Origin of the sequence: Rhodococcus sp. IEGM 1305 (assembly GCF_030058635.1) — a bacterium.
GTDB lineage: Bacteria > Actinomycetota > Actinomycetes > Mycobacteriales > Mycobacteriaceae > Rhodococcus_F > Rhodococcus_F opacus_D.
The window spans coordinates 190,787-206,831 of the sequence record NZ_JASHKX010000003.1 but is presented as its reverse complement, the minus strand read 5'-3'; the positions used below and the strand labels follow the sequence as shown (position 1 = coordinate 206,831).

The following is a 16,045-nucleotide window of genomic DNA, read 5'->3' as shown; positions in this document are numbered from 1 at the left end:
CACGCCAAAGAGGCTGATCCGTGCACGCCCGGGCATCGTCCGGACCGGCACCATGATTGCGGCGTGAAGTCGAGTCAACAGTCTGCGTGTGTCTCGAGTTCCGGCAGCCGATCCGCACCCCAACTGCGGTGGATGTGCCCCACCACGCGATCGAGCTCGCCTCGGGTGACCCCAGCTACTTCGCCTGGCTCCAGTGGATCGAAGTGGAATATGTACAGCCGGGAGGCAAACTGCTCGAACGGTAGCGAAGATTCGCCGAATCTTTCGCCTTGACCTGCGGTGCTCACGACGACGCCGTCACCCCAGTCCTGTCCGCTGTCGTTGTTGGGGTTGTAGAAGTAAACGCGCATCACCTCTTGCGGGTCCAAATTGACCCGCAGCACGGTGATCGCATGCCAGCCGATGAATCGGGCGGCGCTGTCGGTGACAGCGATACCGGCCGGTTGGGGGTGAATGAGCGGTTGGTTGCCGTTGTAGAAGGGGTGATAGCTGGCATAAAAATGACGAAGGAACTCGTCGAGTTCGGTCAGTTTGCCGGTTGGCACGTCCACGTTGATACGGAACCCGCGGCCCGACCACCAGCCGTGGAACTCCGGGTTGACCCAGCGGTGCGGGTCGCCTTCGCGGTCGGCGCACCGCCTCCCCATCTCCGCGTAGATGCGGTCGAGGTGCGGCACGACGAGCAGCGATACCGGGTCGAGGTCGACTGGCAGCACGGTCGCAACACCGGACGCACTGTCGCGAGACGATATCGGTTGCCCTTCGAAATGCATGACGATCTCGTCGTCTCGTGCTGCCCACACCAGGGTTTGGAGCAGGTAGTCCGGATCGTTGTACGCCCACATAGACAGCGCCCTCGCCGACTGGCACGTCGGGTTGTCGCCTTGTCCCACTCCCAGCGGCAAGCCCAGGATCGACAGCATTCCGGACAACAGCCAAGCCCGAGCGTCCAGCGTCGGCCCGAAGGTCTGGGTCAGGCGTTGCCGCGAATACTCCGACAGTGGTTGCGCCAGTTGGCGCCACATGGCGGGGGCGACGGCCGGTTGATAGAGAATGCCCCGTTCCAGCATCAACGCGAGACCGTAGATGCATTGGGCGGTCTCGATATGGACCGCATTGTCGATGAGGCTGCGCACCAGGTCGTGGTAGCAGAGCAGGCAGTCGCGGCCGGTGCTGGACAGCCCCAGGGCTTCTCCGATCAGGTACTCCCCTTTTTCGAGCAGGTACCGCAGCAGTACGGCGTGGTACGGCGAGACCAGTCCGGTGTCGTGCATTGCGCGCGCGAATCCGGCCGCTTCGTATTGGAGGCCGCTGCTGTCCATTGCTTCCAGGCGACTGCGGTAGACATCGACGCCCGGGTCTTCCCGGCAGGCATCCGTTGTGCCGAAAAGACTGCTGATCAGACGATCGGCGCCGACCCCGCTGGCACCCGGTTCGATGTCCGGACTGTTCCTGTATACGGCGATCTGTGTGATCATCTGCTTGACCTGATCGACCTGTATTGGCCGCTGCCGCAGGATCCTCCAGATCTCCTCCACGAGGTGTTCGAGGATGTTGTCGTACCCGACACCCTGTCCCAGATGACGGAACAGTGCCCGGGTCGCCTGCGCCAGGCGTCCCTGTTGTTCACGCTCCGCTTCGCTGGGGGGCGTCAACAACAGCGACATGTTGACGGCCAGGACTTGCGAAAGATGGTGCCTGGCTTGCTCAGCGGAGATCAACGGGTGCGCATACTCGCCCTTGGCGACGGCCAGCAGGCGCAATTCGTTGACGGCCTCCAGTACCACCGTGTCCGCATTGGCGCTGCTCAATGCTCCGGTGCTCAGCGCCGGGATGAGAATCTGTGGTTCGGCCCAGTCGGTGCCGACGAACAGGCCCGCTTCGTCCAGGTCCGCCGCGCGGGCCTGCACCGCTGCGGCGCCCCCCGGCTGCAACAGAACCAGACGCAGGGCGTCCAGCACCGGGCGTAGCTTGACGTGTTTACCGAAATCGCGGGTCACTGCCAACGATCGGGTGGCATCGTCGAGCCCGGCCAGACGTTTCTCCAACGTCGTGCTGTCGGTATTCGTATCGCTGCTGGTCGATTTCAACCGGGGATCCTCACGTATGAACGGACCTGCTCGACTCAAACGTAGAAGTCGAGTTCTTCCTGTTTCTTCAGTCGATCACGCATCTCGTAGGGATCGTCACCGAAGAAGTGGAGGAGTCCCCAGTGCGTGCCGAATGCAGTTCGCTTGGTGACCGTCTCTTCCAATGGCGCTGTGAGCTCGTGGGATTCGAAATAGATGTGGTCCTCGGTCTCCTCTGGCATACACAGTTGGCTGACGACGCGTCGTCGTGGATAGACACCGAAACAGCCGGCATGCCCCTTGGCGTCCACCACTTCCTTCGGGAAGAAGTCCTCGATTTCTTCTTCCGTCGTCTTGGGATCGAATGCCAGCACCAGGCCCTGATATGCGTTGAACCCGTAGGCACGTTCCAGCAACTCGAACACCTTGAAGCCCGGCGGACGGTACGCGACCTCTCCGAAGTACATCTCTCCGTCGCTGGTGACGAAGTACTCGGGATGAACGAACCCGAATTCGATGTCGAAGGTCTTGATCAGTTTCTCGATCTGACGAGTGATCTCCGGACGGTACTTCTCCAACTCCGGTGTGGCCGGGACGAACACGGAGTATCCGAGGGTCACGTACTCCGAGATGTTGAGGAAGCGGATCTTTCCGTTGTGAATCCATGCCTCGACTGCGAACTCCCACCCGTCCAGATGAGACTCCATCAAGACCGGGAACTCCTCGTCCGGGATGGTGTCGACCTCATCCGGGGTGCGGATCACCCGGTGCCCGAGACTGCCGGCCTTGTCGAAGGCTTTGAGATGGATCGGATCGTTCGGGTCGCCGTCCAACTTGAGCAATGTTTGGTTGACTCGCTTGAGGAATCGGATGACGTCGTCGCGTTCGTGGGCTTCCTCGAAGATTCCCACGCGGATGCCGCCGAGTTGGGCGCGACGTTTCATCAAGGCCTTGTCGCGCAGTAGCAGAGACTGGCCGAAGAGTCGTGGATTGTCGAGAAGAACGGAGTTGATCGCGCCCGCCCACTCGACGGTCTCCTCGAACAGTGGGATCGCGACGTCGACACCTTTCGCCTTCAGCGTCTCGGCGATCTCCATGGAACGATCGTTCAATCGCTCGAAATTCCACGGCACATACGGAATTCCGTGTTCCTTGCAATAATCTTCGGCCCAATCGGGCGCGACGACGAGATATCGCCTGTCGAAACGGTCAACAGCTTCGATAGCATTCAAACTCCAACCCAGAAGGGCGACATACCCTTTCTCTGGGTTTCTGGTTTTCGATTCGGGCTTCGATACCGACAACTCTCTGCTCCTCTCGAAAGGCATTCGGAACGCATGAGCGGGCAGACGAAATTCGGGCGTGGCCGCAGCGTCGTTGACAGCGCGGTAACGCTCGATTGCGTCGATCTTCACCGCATCCATGCAGTGAAGGCTACCTGCAGGCGGTTTTCGGCCCGTTCCCACACCGGTTCAGTGCCGTCTCACACCGGCCTGACCAGCCGAGACGTTGTTTGGGTTGTTTCAGATCGATGCACGGGGTGTGCTCGGTGAGAGGGGTATCGATGCGGCGGTGTCGGTGTGTGTGGTCACTGCATGGCAGCAGGCGGTGACTACGTTGTGGTGTAAGGCACCACCTGGTTGCCGCCGATGCGTCCGTTTTCCAACGGCCGAGGACGTTTCCGCTCTCGTCGAAGACGAACACCAGGGTCCGACCACGGAAGGTTTCGACCGCGCGGTCGCCGAGCGACACGGTTCCTACTGCATTCGAGGGCAGTGTTTCGATGTTCGCATCCGTGTACTGCGGTGCGGTGCTGCAGGAGGCAGCGGCCATCATCACCGCCACCAACGCCGCGACGTGGGCCACAGAATTTTCTCTGCGTGTTTCGACGACCCATGCCGCGACCTGTGCGCGTGAAGTGAATCCCAACTTCGTAAGTAGGTGTTCGACATGCCCCTGAGCGGTGCGAGGGGAAATTTCCAAGCGAGCAGCGATCTCCTTATTCGTCAGGCCCTCGGCAATCAGATCAGCAACCTCCAGCTCACGCTTTGTCAGGTGTGCGGCGGGACCGCAAGGGGTCGACTCCGGAGGATGAAGTTGCTCACCCAAGGCGTTAGGCGACCGCGGCGTCGAAACCTAACGCCGCGCCGTCACGATGCGCAGATGCATAAGCCTCCGTACTCGAGGCACGCTGCGTCGCGCCTTCACAGGCTTTCTGGTACTCACTCAAATAGGGCAGTACGACAATCGCGCTTCCCACAGACCAGCTGAGCTTCTCCGATGCCAGATCCATGCCAGCGCTTGCAGACACAGGGCTTGCGTTGAACCGGTCGTTCCTTTGAGGTCGATTTGCAGCGCCTGTTCGACTAGCTGGACGCCTCGTTCACGATCGCCGCGTCGCCACACGGCGACCGCCACTCCGGGACGATGGGGGTCGACTGGAATATCCCTGCGGGGCGAATTCGAGCATTGTCTCCAGCTCCATCGAAGGATGAGCCATCGCGCCCGTGACACGGGCGATGTCCGACCAGCGCAGCCACCGCGTATGCCCGCCGTCGTCGACCGACTGCACCGGGTGCAGCACGCGGCCATAAGCTTCGAACCGGGCGGGCACGAGTGAGACCACCGTGGTTTTCCGCATCACCTCGACTCCGTCGCGAACCCAGTACCCAGCTGACATGTCGTTCCGAATCCTGCCATTCGCTTGCCATACAGCCAGTCTCCGCGGGCGGCCGAATCACCACACGTGTTTGCAGGAACCCGCACCGGGACGAAGTGACGTCCCAGAGCATGCTGGCGGCAGTCCGCCTTCGTTCCGTAAGCGGATCCGTTAGCGGTGAAGCGCTGTGCGCGGTTTGCGGCTGCGAGCAGGCGGCGCCGCGGCCCGCATGGCATCCTCGAGGAATGGCACGAACGTGGTGGTCGGTGACGGTGGAGCTGCTCGGCGGGCGCGGCGAGGAATTGTGTCCATGGCCCGGCCGCGTCTTCGCGGTCGGACCGTCGCATACCTTCCTGGATCTCGCGAATGCGATCAACGACGCCTTCGCCCGGTGGGACCGCTCGCACCTGTCGATGTTCACCCTTGCCGATGGACGAATGGTCACCGACACGGAGACTGGGGCCGAGATGGTGGAGTCGCTCGGCGGGCCCATCACCGAGGCGGTGAACATCGAGTCGGCCAAAGTCGCCCGGCTCCTGAAGCCCGGGGCGGAGTTCCAGTTCACCTTCGACCTGGGTGATGACTGGACCCACCGCTGTCTGATCAGCGGCGACAAGGTCGACCCCCTGGAAGTGCTGGGGATCACGCCAGGGAAGCCTCTGCCGTACTGGGGGTGGGGCGCCATCCCGGATCAGTACGGGCGCCGGTGGTCCGACGACGACGGGCAGAGCCGAGCACCGCGCAGACCGAGCCATCCGCACCCGATGCTGCTGCACGCGTGGCCCGCACAGGACCAGGTGCCCGCACTCGATGTGTCCGAGCTGCGCGCCGCTATCGCGGCAGCAGATGCCGCCCGGTTCCTCGCCGCGGTGCGGGGACATGACGTCGACGACGCGCTGCAACAGGTAGGGGCCGGAATACCGATGGCACTGAAGCAGCGACGGGAGCAGGCCGAGCCGGTGGCGGTGTCGGTCATCAACCGGCTGACCTGGCGCGCCGGCGCGGGTGACGGGGTGCTGGCCGAGGACCTGCTCGCGTGTCTGCGCGGCGAGCCGCTGGCCGGGCGGGTGGTGCCAGTCGACCTCGAGATGCTCGGTGCCGAATTGGAGGGGGATCTGGGCATGTCCACCGGTGGCTACCTCGACCTGCGCACCGGACAGGTGTACGACGCCAGCAGCACTGATCCGATGATGGTCGGCGAGGACGCCGCCGTCGACGTGGAGACCGAGCCCGACCGTTGGCTCCGGTTCGACCGCACCGGCTCGCGGGATGGCTGGCGGGACATGGCGGCCTTCGCCGAGCGGCAACACGATTCGGCGCTACGGGAGCGGCTGGAGCGGGCGATCGAGGGCAAGGGCGCGTTCGGCCTATTCCGCGACCTCGTCCACCAGGAGAGCCTCACCGACCAGTGGTACACCTTCGCCACCGACCGTCAACTGGGTCGTGCCCGCGAGTTCCTCGCCGACAACGGCATCCGCGTGGGCTGACGGGCACCACACAGGAACTGCTTGACCACCGGCTCCTCACTGGTGAGCAGCACCTCCCGCGGACCGAACATCACAAGATGACGACGGAACAGCATGCCGATGTTGTGCGACACCGTCCGCGCGAGATTGATGTTGTGCGAGACGATCAGATCGTCGCGTCGATCTCGGCGGCGGTCCGCAAGATCGGGCGAGAACTCGTAGGATCTCGGGCAGGGGCGAGTTCGCTCCAGATTCTCGTGCGCTGGCACGCAGGTATACAACGCGGACGACGTCCTGGTGATCCCGGCTGGACTGGCTCGGCTGGTCGAGGCTGCATCTATAGCTGTCCTCACTCCAGGGCGGAGACGAAACTCAGCGTCGCGCGATGATGGTGTCGGCGGCGTCGTGCAGCGCCCGGGAGACGGCATGCATGCTCGGGGTGTACTGCCGACGCGCAAGCGAAGCGATGTAAATCGATCGTGTCGGAACCCGGTCGGTGGGAAGAAATCGCACAGCGCAGACGTCCGGGCGATGGTGTGCGACGGCCAGACGCGGAACCATGGCGATGCCCACCCCCGCGGCGACCATCGCTTCGATCTCTTGGTAGTCATGGGCCTCGTAGACGACGTTCGGGGTGAACCCTGCCGTCTCGCAGCTACGGTAAAGCACTTCGGCGGCGGGGTGGTCTGCGTTGCGGATGATCCACTTCGCCGATCGCAGCGATGCCACCGCGACATTGTCGATGTATGGCCCGTCGAGCGGGACGAGCAGGACCGTTTCGTCCTCCATCAGCGGTATGAGGGCCAGGGATTTCTCGGTCTCCTCGGTCCAGTCGTAACTCCAGAGCAACGCCATTTCGACCTCGCTCGAATGGAGCATTTCCAGCAGTCGCGGGCGGACCGCGGATTGGACCCGCACGTCGATGCCGGGCCAGTGGGCGTGATAGTCCTTCAGCGCGTCCGAGAGTAGTGAGGCGCTGACGGTCGGGAAGGAGCCGAGTCGGACGGTGCCGCGCTCGAGCCCCAGCAGAGCTTCCAGGTCACCACGGGCAGCGCGCATTTCCTGACGGAACAGCCGCGCACGCGTGACGAGAATTTCACCGGCCTCGGTCAACCGGACGCCTCTCGGCAGGCGGGTCAACACCGGCTGTCGGATCTCCTGTTCCAGTTTGGCGATGCGTTGCGACGCGGCGGATGGCGTGACGTTGGCGCGTTCGGCGCCGCCGGTGAGGGATCCGGCCTCGGCGATGTCGAGGAGCAGGAACAGTGTCACCACATCGAACGAGTTGCGCATCGATACCTCCCACAAGCCTTTAATCCTGCTAAACCCCGCCGTAGAAATACGACATTGTCATAAACATAACCCGCTCATAGTGTGATCTGGGTAATGATCAAGCGAAGGATGTGACATGCAGACGATCGCAACTCCCTCACCACCCGGGATCACAGCACCGAATCGCCCTGTCGATCCCGTCGGTCGCCCAGTGCGCTCACTGCGGCGCCCCTCGGCCGGCATCGATGAGGTACTGCAACCCGGTGCGGGGTGGGCGGCCGACGCCGTCGACAGTCACCTCGGGCGGCGGCGAGCACCGCGCACAGCGCCTGCGGGAGTGACAGCTCCCGATCTACATCGCGTGACTCCGCCCCATATTCACCTCTGTCCGTCGCGACCGGCCGCCGACCAGGCGCCGTTCGATCCGCCCCGCAGCGAACCGAAAGAACGCCCATGACTTCCATCGAGATACTGCCACTGATCGCGTTGGTGGCAATGTTCGTGATAGCCACCTTCTTCCCCATCAACATCGGCATATTGGGGTTCATCGGCGCTTTCGTCGTGGGGGCGTTCCTCCTCGGCTACGACGACAAGGAAATCCTCGCCGAGTTCCCCAGTTCGATCGTGCTGACGATCATCGGCGTCACCTACTTCTTCGGTATGGCGAAGAAGAACGGGACCATCGACCTCCTGGTCAACGCCTGCATTCGCGGCGTTCGCGGACGAGTGACGATCGTCCCGTGGGTGTTCTTCTTCTGCGCCTCCGTGCTCACGGCCCTGGGAACGTTCAGCCCGGCGGCCGTCGCATTGATCTCCCCGGCGGCGATGTCGTTCGCCGCCCGGACCCGGATGAGTCCGCTGGTAATGGGCATCATGACCATCAACGGCGCGCACGCCGGAGCGTTCTCCCCAATCTCGGTCTCCGGTGTCCTCGTCCGCGACATCGTCGAGTCGAGCGGCCTGACGATCGCCCCCTGGACCCTGTTCTTCGCCAGCTACGGCATCAATTTGCTGCTTTCGGTCCTCACAGTGGTCGGCTACGCCGTCCTTGCCCGGGTACGGAATCTCGAGTTCTCCGCCACCGGCTCGAGCGCCGGCATCGACTCCGACGGTGGTGGGAGCGCGCTGAGCACCCCCACCGCGGGACCCGGGGGAACGCCGGCCGGCGAATCGTCCGGTGGGGGCGGCACTCAGGTCCTCATCCGGACGCCGCGCACCGAGGTCGTCACCGACCACGACGTGCAGCCGGTCACCGGGGTCCAGAAGCTCACCCTCGTCCTGATTGCCGCGGTGTTGGTGCTGGTCCTGGTGCTGCATATGCCGATCAGCTTCGTCGCCATCGCGGCCGGTGCGATCCTCGCCTTCACCGACCTGTCCAAGCAGAGTGAGGCCATCGCCGGTATCAGCTGGTCCACCGTGCTGCTCGTCGCCGGCATGGTCACCTACATCTCGCTCATGGAAGAGATCGGCACGATCGACCACCTCGCCGAGATGGCGATCACCATCGGCGCACCGCTGCTGGTCGCCGTCGTCCTCTGCTACGTCATCGGCGTCACCTCGGCGTTCGCATCGTCGACGGCGCTACTCACCGCGGTCATCCCGCTCGCGCTTCCTCTGCTGCAGACCGGGGCGCTGCCGGTCGTCGGAGTCGTGGCAGCACTCGCCATCTCCGCCACCGTGGTCGACGTCTCCCCGTTCTCGACCAACGGCGCACTCGTCCTCGCCAACGCCCAGAACATCGAGCGGCCCCGGTTCTACCGGCAACTGCTCCTCAACGCGGGCATCGTGGTCGCGATCGCGCCGGCCCTGTGCTGGCTGGTGCTGGTGGCCGTCCCGACTCTGGTCTGACACGCAGACCGCACCCGCGAGGGTTTAACTGAACTTAACCCTCATCGACTTATTCGCCATTGTTCTCCACCCTGATGTAGGTCAGGGTGGGCAGTGGGACACCGCTGGGAAGCACGCTCCCCATCCGATCAGAGCCTCCAGCGGTGCCTCACAAACTCTTCGAACCCGAAAGGTGGGCCGGACCGTGTTCACACTTCATGGAACCTGGATGCGGGGAGGAACCAGCAAGTGCTGGCTGTTCAACGCATTCGACGTCGATCCGCTCATTGCTCAGGCCGGCGGCCTCGATGCCATCTTGACGTCGGCATTCGGCTCGGGTGATCCGCGTCAGCTCGACGGCGTCGGCGGCGGCAGCTCGACCACCTCGAAGGCGGCGATCGTGCGCCGCTCCAGCGAGCCCGGAATCGACGTCGACTACCTGTTTGCTCAGGTCGCGATTGGTGACCGCCAGGTCGAATGGGGCAGCAACTGCGGAAACTGCGCCACGGCGATCGGGCTGTACGCGCTGCAGTCCGGGTTCGTTCCGGTGGACTCCGCGACGACGACCGTGCGGATGCGGAACCAGAACACCGGCGCGATCCTGGACGCTCAGATTGCCACCCCTGGCGGGATGATCCCCACCGAAGGCGACGCGGCCGTGCCCGGTACCAGCGCGTTGGGTGTCCCGGTGGGGCTCACCTTCACCGGTCTCGCCGGCGGCGCGACCACCCTGCTGCCCACCGGCGCATCCATCGATCGTGTCACGATCGCGGGCCGCAGCTATCACGCCACGATGGTCGTCGCCGGCGCCCCGGCGGCGCTGTTCGACGCCGCCGACCTCGGCCTGACCGGCGCGGAGGACAACCAGACGATCGCCGAACACCTGCCGTTGCTGCTCCGGCTGCGACAGGAATCATCGTTGCGGATGGGGTTGAGCAAGCCGGGAGATCCTATCTCCCATGCGATTCCGAAAGTCGGTGTCGTGGGTCCGCCGGCGGACTACCGCACCAGCGCCGGCGTCGACATCCGCGCCGAGGACTACGACATCTCGGTCCGGATGCTGTCGATGCTCGCCCCGCACCCGGCGATCGGGCTCACCTCCGCGGTCGCTGTCGCCGCGGCGTCCACCGTGACCGGCGGTGTCGTCACCGAAAACACACAGGTCCGGTGGCCGGGATCGCTTCGGGTGGGGACACCCGCCGGGGTACTCGATGTCGACCTCTCCGTTTCCCTCGACGGGGTACTCGAATCGGTCACCCTGCACCGGGCGGCCCGCCGCATCGCATCGGCGGAACTGTTCGTCACCGCCCCGGCGCCGGCCCCGGCACTGGTCGGCTCCGCGCGATGAGGATCCGAACACCGGAGAACGTGGCGATCGCACGTCGGGAAATCGATGCTCGGATCGCCCGATCCTGGCTCCTGGTCAACGGCACCCGCACCGACCTGTTCGACCAGGCTTACCGCTCCTGCGCGGACCAAATCGTCCTAGACATCGAGGACGCCGTCGACCCCCAACTCAAGTCCGACGCACGGGAAGAGGTCGCCGCCTGGCTCGAGAACACCTCGGCCTGGGTGCGGATCAACGACCGCTCCTCGGCCTACTGGAGCGATGACGTCGATCGCCTCACCGGGCTTCCCGGACTGGCGGGCGTGATGCTCGCGAAAACCGAAGCCGCCGAACACATCACCGAAACTTTCGACCGACTCGGCAGATCCACCCCGGTACTCGCGTTGGTCGAATCCGCCCTCGGAATCGATCAGGCGCGTGATATCGCCCGCGCCCGCGGCGTCTTCCGGCTCGCCTTCGGCAGCGGCGACTATCGCCGCGACACCGGCACCAGCGCCGACGACCTCGCCATGGCCTACCCCCGCTCCCGGCTGGTGGTCGCCAGCCGAATCGGCAACCTGCCCGGACCGATCGACGGCCCCACCGTCAGCAACAGTCACACCGTGCTGCGCGAGCAGTCCGCCGTGTCCGTGTCCCTCGGGTTGACCGGGAAGCTGTGTCTGGACACCGAACAACTGCCGGTAATTAACGAAACCGTCAGCCCCACCCCCTCGGACGTGACCTGGGCGCGGGAGTTTCTCGCCGATTTCGAAGCCCGCGGCCGGATTGTCCGCGACGGCAGCGACCTGCCCCGGCTCGGTCGCGCCGAGAAGATCACCCACCTTGCCGACGCGTTCGGAATCGGCCGAAGCTGACCGGTCCTATCCGGTTTCGAAGCCCTCCTGCAGCTGGTGGGCGGCGGCAGCGCACACCGCGATTCCTTCCTGCGCGGCCGGGCTCAGCCGCCGCTCGGTCAGATGCGCGACCAGGATCCGCCGTTGCGGCGGACGGGTAGCGAGGGGAATCGACCGGACGTCGGGCCGAAGGTTGAGCACGGCCAGTCGCGGAGCAATAGCCACGCCGAGGTCGACGGCGACCATCGCCTGCACCTCACCGTAGTCGTGCGCGAAGACACTCGTGCGTGGCGTGAAACCACCTTGCTGACAGAGTTTTTCGAGGGTTTGCGCGACCGGATGATCGTCGGCGCGGACCACCCACGACTCGTCGCGCAATTCGGCGATCCGGATCGAGTCGCGGTCGGCCAGTCGGTGCCGTTCCGACACCAGCAGCACGGTCGGATCGTTCATCACGTGATGGTACGTCAACGTGGGGTCATCCACCCGGTTCCACTCGTAGTCCCACAGCAGCGACAGTTCGGTCTCCCGGCGGCGAAGCGCATCGACCAAATACGCGAACCGACCACTGAGCACCTTCAGCTCGACCCCCGGGTGCCGGGTCTTGAACTCCTTGACCACGAGTGGCAGCAGTGACGACCCGGCCGTGGGGAACGTGCCGAGCGCCAGCACACCCGCGCGCAGTCCCTTGATCTCGGCGAGTTCGGCATCGGCGGCCTCGAGTTCGATCAGGATGCGTTCGGTGTGCTTGACCACCGACCGCCCGGCCTCGGTCAGCACGATACCTCGCGCGTGCCGCTCGAGGAGTGGTTGCCCGGCCTCCTTCTCCAGCTTGGCGATTTGTTGGGAGACAGCCGAAGTGGTGTACCCGAGCGCCGCCGCTGCCGCGGTGATCGAGCCGTGCTCGGCGACCTCGCGCAGCGTGAACATCCTGGTCGTGTCCAGCACCCGACCCACCTCCTGACTTTAGAAGAAGTTAATGCCTGTCGACATACCCGTGATTGTAGTTGAACCGTGTGGGTGCCAGTCTGAAGTGGCGGCAGCGGCGCCCTGACAATTTTTCGGCCGCGCCGGGACACCTGGCACCCGCCTATCGGGCGGCACTCGTCCGCGGCGACGCGCCGCACCCCATATCGCCTCCCCCCACCACGCGAGGACAGCCTATGACTGCACACCCGAGTGACATCCGCCCGCCTGACGACCAGGCCGACGAGAGCACGGGCGGCACCTCTACTCCGGCACGCGGTCCGCTGCACGGCATCCGAGTCCTCGACATCAGTACCGTCTACGCCGCACCGATCACCGCCATGCTGCTCGGTGACTACGGGGCGGATGTGATCAAGATCGAGCACCCCACAGGCGATCCCGCCCGCTCACACGGAGCCCAGAAGGACGGGCACGGTTTGTGGTGGAAGGTCATCTCGCGCAACAAGACATGCATCACCCTCAATCTCGGCACCGCCGAGGGCCAGCAGATGCTCCGCGATCTCGTCGTCGATGCCGACGTTCTGGTGGAAAACTTCCGCCCCGGCGTACTCGAGAAGTGGGGGCTCGGCCCGGACCACCTCCACGACATCAACCCGAGACTTGTGATGTTGAGGGTCACCGGCTTCGGCCAATCCGGCCCTTACGCCGAGCGCCGGGCGTTCGGGACCCTCGCCGAGGCGATGAGCGGATTCGCGCACCAGACCGGGAGCGAGGACGGTCCGCCGACGCTGCCACCTTTCGGTCTCGCCGACGGTGTCGCCGGACTCGCCGGCGCCTTCGGCGTGGTGACCGCGCTACTGCACCGCAACGGCCCGGACGGCGACGGCAAGGGGCAAGTGATCGACCTGTCACTGCTCGAACCACTGCTGGGGATCCTCGGTCCCGGACCCACCGCGTACGACCAACTCGGCACCATCGCCGGCCGCAACGGCAACCGCTCCCCCAACAACGCCCCACGCAACACCTACCTCACCAAGGACGGGCAGTGGGTCGCCATCTCCGCGAGCGCCACCTCCGTCGCCGAAAGAGTCATGCGCCTGGTCGGCCGACCCGACATCGTCGAACAACCCTGGTTCGACTCCGCCGGCGAACGTAGCCGCAACGGTGACCTGCTCGACGAAGCGGTCGCGAAATGGATCGCCGACAGACCGCTGCACGAAGTCACGGCCGAATTCGAACGCGTCGGCGCCGCACTGGCACCGATCTACGACGTCGCGCAACTGATGAACGATCCGCACGTCCTCGACCGCCACTGCATCACCACCGTCGACGACGAAGACCTCGGCCCGATCAAGATGCAGAACCTCATGCTCCGCATGCTCGGAACACCCGGTGCGATCAACTTCGCCGGCCGCCGACTCGGCCAGGACAACGAGCAGTTCTACCAGGACACTCTCGGCATCGACCCGGACCGACTGACCGCACTCACCGAGAAGGGCGTCCTGTGATGGACCGCAGCTACCTGTTCGCGCCCGGCCACAACCTGAAACTGCTCAGCAAGGTATTCGACGCCGGCGCGGACGCCGTCATCCTCGACCTCGAAGACGCGGTACCTCCTACCGAGAAGGAGACCGCGAGAGCGAACGTCGCATCCGTCATCACCACCCGAACCGCATGGGTGCGGATCAACGCGCCGGGGACCGAATTGGCGGACGCTGATCTAGGGGCCGTCGCCACGTCCGCGCACGGCATCCGCATCCCCAAGGTCGAAACACTCGACGACATCCGCTGGGTCACGGACCGGGCGCCCGGAAAGCCACTGATCTGCGCCATCGAGACCGCGAAAGGTGTTGCCAACGCCTTTGCGATCGCCGACCACCCGGCGGTCACGCATCTCGCGCTCGGCGGTATCGATCTTAGAAGAGACCTCGGCACGGGCGACGGCGACGTTCCCATGCAGTACGCGCGCTCCCACCTCGTCGTCGCCGCCCGCGCGGCCGGCATCGCACCACCGATCGACAGCGTCTACCCGCACATCCACGACAGCGACGGACTCGTCCGCCAGGCCACCCACAGCCGTGACCTCGGCCTGTTCGGCAAGTCCGCCATCCACCCCGCTCAGCTTCCGGCCATCCACACCACCTTCAGTCCGCGACAGAACGACATCGACTGGGCTCGAAAGGTCGTCGAGGCATTCGAGCACGCTGGCGGCGCTGCGGTGCGACTACCCAGTGGCGAGTTCGTCGACCTCCCCGTCGCGGACCGGGCACGGAAAATACTGGCTTCCGCCCACGCCTGACGAACCGTGAGGTGAGCAGGTTCGAGTGGTGCGATCGAACCTGCGGCCGTCTCAGCGCGCTAGCGATGGGATTCGACGACCGCGCTGGGACCTTCGGCTGACCTCACGCGAGTCGGGAGCGCCGGCGGCCACGACATCCCGATCGTTTCGCTGACCGAACGCCCGGCCTCGACGCTGCTCGGCCCGTTGTCTGCGCGGCCTCGACGATCCGCCTTGCATTCGGCATTGTTCGAATACTAGGTGTACCGCGAGGTCTGTTGCATCAGACTATTTTTCTGTCGGAGCTACGCGGCGCGGATGTGATGGGCCTGCTCTGCCAGGCAGCCCAGTCGTTGGTGGTTGCGGCCGCGGCGTCGAGGAGAAGTGGGAGGTACTTCTCGGTGAGGGTCTCGACGGAGGTTTCGGCGGCGTGCACGGTGACGTTCATGGCTGTGCGGACTACTCCGTGGCCGTCGCGGACGGGAGCGGCGATCGAGCGGACGCCGGGGGCGAGGTCCTGGTCGGCGAGTGCCCAGCCGCGTTCCCGGGTTTCGGCGAGCAGGTCGTCGATCTGCGACGGCGTGTAGTCGCGCGTCGATAGGCCGGAGCGGCTGGGCTCATCGAGTACGGCGCGTGCGGATTCCGGGCTGAGCGCGGCGAGGAGAACCCTTCCCTGTGAGGTGACCATGGCGGGGAACCGGGTACCGATGTCGACGCGCAGGGCGATGAGTTTGGGTACGGCCACGCGGGCGACGTAGACGATGTCCGAGCCGTCGAGTTGGGCCATCGAGGACGATTCGCCGGTATGTGAGACAAGTTCCTCGAGGTGCGGCCGGGCCATGTCCCACAGGTTCAGGGCGCCGATGTAGGCCATTCCGAGTTCGAGAACGCGGGGAGTGAGGGTGTAGCCGCTGTGCCCGGAACGCACGTAGCCGAGCTCTTCGAGGGTGAGCAGGATGCGCCGTGCGGTGGGGCGTGCGAGATCGGTTTCCTTGGCCACCTCACTCAGGGACATCACCGGCCGGTCGGGGGAGAAGATTTTCAGCACGTGCAGGCCCCTGGCCAGGGCCTCGATGAAATCAGGCCCGGTCCCTCGTTCGGCCATTGCGGGCCCCCTTCGGTAGGTGTCGTTCGATCTCCAGTATTAGCTCGAGCCGACCCCGCTCGACGGTGCCACCTCGGCATCTGCTCTCACAGTCGACCGACTCTATGACGCTTGACACATCGTTTCGAGCGGGGCATTCTTGAACTTACACCAACGGACCAGTGTCCGCCAGACGGACAATAATCTTTTGAACAGCACTTTTGCCGTTGAGAGATCGTTCGGGTGAATCAAAACTGAAGATGTGCAGCGCGACGCCGCGAG

At 64.7% G+C, this 16,045-nt stretch carries 12 protein-coding genes and 1 pseudogene; 6 read left to right on the top strand and 7 right to left on the bottom strand.

Going from position 1 to position 16,045, the window contains the following annotated elements:
* Window positions 1-74: 74 nt before the first annotated feature.
* The 3 genes from QM693_RS07560 to QM693_RS07550 form a co-directional block, all read right to left on the bottom strand.
* Complete coding sequence (locus tag QM693_RS07560; protein WP_164061406.1) at window positions 75-2,090, bottom strand: hypothetical protein; 2,016 nt, start codon at window positions 2,088-2,090, stop codon at window positions 75-77.
* A 35-nt stretch (window positions 2,091-2,125) separates the two neighbouring features.
* Window positions 2,126-3,397: an ATP-grasp domain-containing protein gene (locus QM693_RS07555; RefSeq protein WP_283352171.1), complete on the bottom strand. Its 1,272-nt coding sequence runs from the start codon at window positions 3,395-3,397 to the stop codon at window positions 2,126-2,128.
* A 106-nt stretch (window positions 3,398-3,503) separates the two neighbouring features.
* Complete coding sequence (locus QM693_RS07550; protein ID WP_283351885.1) at window positions 3,504-4,178, bottom strand: response regulator transcription factor; 675 nt, start codon at window positions 4,176-4,178, stop codon at window positions 3,504-3,506.
* Window positions 4,179-4,973: 795 nt separating this feature from the next.
* Here QM693_RS07550 and QM693_RS07545 point away from each other — a divergent pair.
* Window positions 4,974-6,215, top strand: a complete 1,242-nt coding sequence (locus QM693_RS07545; protein ID WP_283351884.1) for a UPF0158 family protein — start codon at window positions 4,974-4,976, stop codon at window positions 6,213-6,215.
* A 5-nt stretch (window positions 6,216-6,220) separates the two neighbouring features.
* Here the strand turns inward: QM693_RS07545 and QM693_RS07540 are convergent.
* Window positions 6,221-6,387, bottom strand: a pseudogene (locus tag QM693_RS07540) (ABC transporter ATP-binding protein); the annotation flags it as partial.
* A gap of 179 nt (window positions 6,388-6,566) precedes the next feature.
* A complete protein-coding gene (locus tag QM693_RS07535; RefSeq protein WP_283351883.1) occupies window positions 6,567-7,487 on the bottom strand; it encodes a LysR family transcriptional regulator in 921 nt (306 codons plus the stop codon).
* Window positions 7,488-7,919: 432 nt separating this feature from the next.
* Between QM693_RS07535 and QM693_RS07530 the strand changes: the two genes are divergently transcribed.
* From QM693_RS07530 to QM693_RS07520, 3 genes are all read left to right on the top strand, one after another.
* Entirely contained in the window at window positions 7,920-9,314 is a 1,395-nt protein-coding gene (locus QM693_RS07530; protein ID WP_283335025.1) for an SLC13 family permease, read from the top strand.
* Between the two features lie 208 nt (window positions 9,315-9,522).
* Window positions 9,523-10,641: a PrpF domain-containing protein gene (locus tag QM693_RS07525; protein ID WP_283352170.1), complete on the top strand. Its 1,119-nt coding sequence runs from the start codon at window positions 9,523-9,525 to the stop codon at window positions 10,639-10,641.
* Window positions 10,638-11,495 (top strand): HpcH/HpaI aldolase/citrate lyase family protein, encoded by an 858-nt coding sequence (locus QM693_RS07520; RefSeq protein ID WP_283351882.1) that lies wholly within the window; start codon window positions 10,638-10,640, stop codon window positions 11,493-11,495. Before QM693_RS07525 ends, QM693_RS07520 begins: the two co-directional genes overlap by 4 nt.
* Before the next feature lie 6 nt (window positions 11,496-11,501).
* Here the strand turns inward: QM693_RS07520 and QM693_RS07515 are convergent, their stop codons facing one another.
* Window positions 11,502-12,422, bottom strand: coding sequence for a LysR family transcriptional regulator (locus QM693_RS07515; protein ID WP_283335027.1), 921 nt, complete (start codon window positions 12,420-12,422; stop codon window positions 11,502-11,504).
* 215 nt (window positions 12,423-12,637) lie between these two features.
* On the opposite strand from QM693_RS07515, the gene QM693_RS07510 reads away from it, so the two are divergent.
* Window positions 12,638-13,909, top strand: a complete 1,272-nt coding sequence (locus tag QM693_RS07510; protein ID WP_283351881.1) for a CaiB/BaiF CoA transferase family protein — start codon at window positions 12,638-12,640, stop codon at window positions 13,907-13,909.
* Window positions 13,909-14,700 (top strand): HpcH/HpaI aldolase/citrate lyase family protein, encoded by a 792-nt coding sequence (locus QM693_RS07505; protein WP_283351880.1) that lies wholly within the window; start codon window positions 13,909-13,911, stop codon window positions 14,698-14,700. Before QM693_RS07510 ends, QM693_RS07505 begins: the two co-directional genes overlap by 1 nt.
* A 262-nt stretch (window positions 14,701-14,962) precedes the next feature.
* Here the strand turns inward: QM693_RS07505 and QM693_RS07500 are convergent, their stop codons facing one another.
* Window positions 14,963-15,784 (bottom strand): IclR family transcriptional regulator domain-containing protein, encoded by an 822-nt coding sequence (locus tag QM693_RS07500; protein ID WP_283351879.1) that lies wholly within the window; start codon window positions 15,782-15,784, stop codon window positions 14,963-14,965.
* Window positions 15,785-16,045 lie beyond the last annotated feature (261 nt).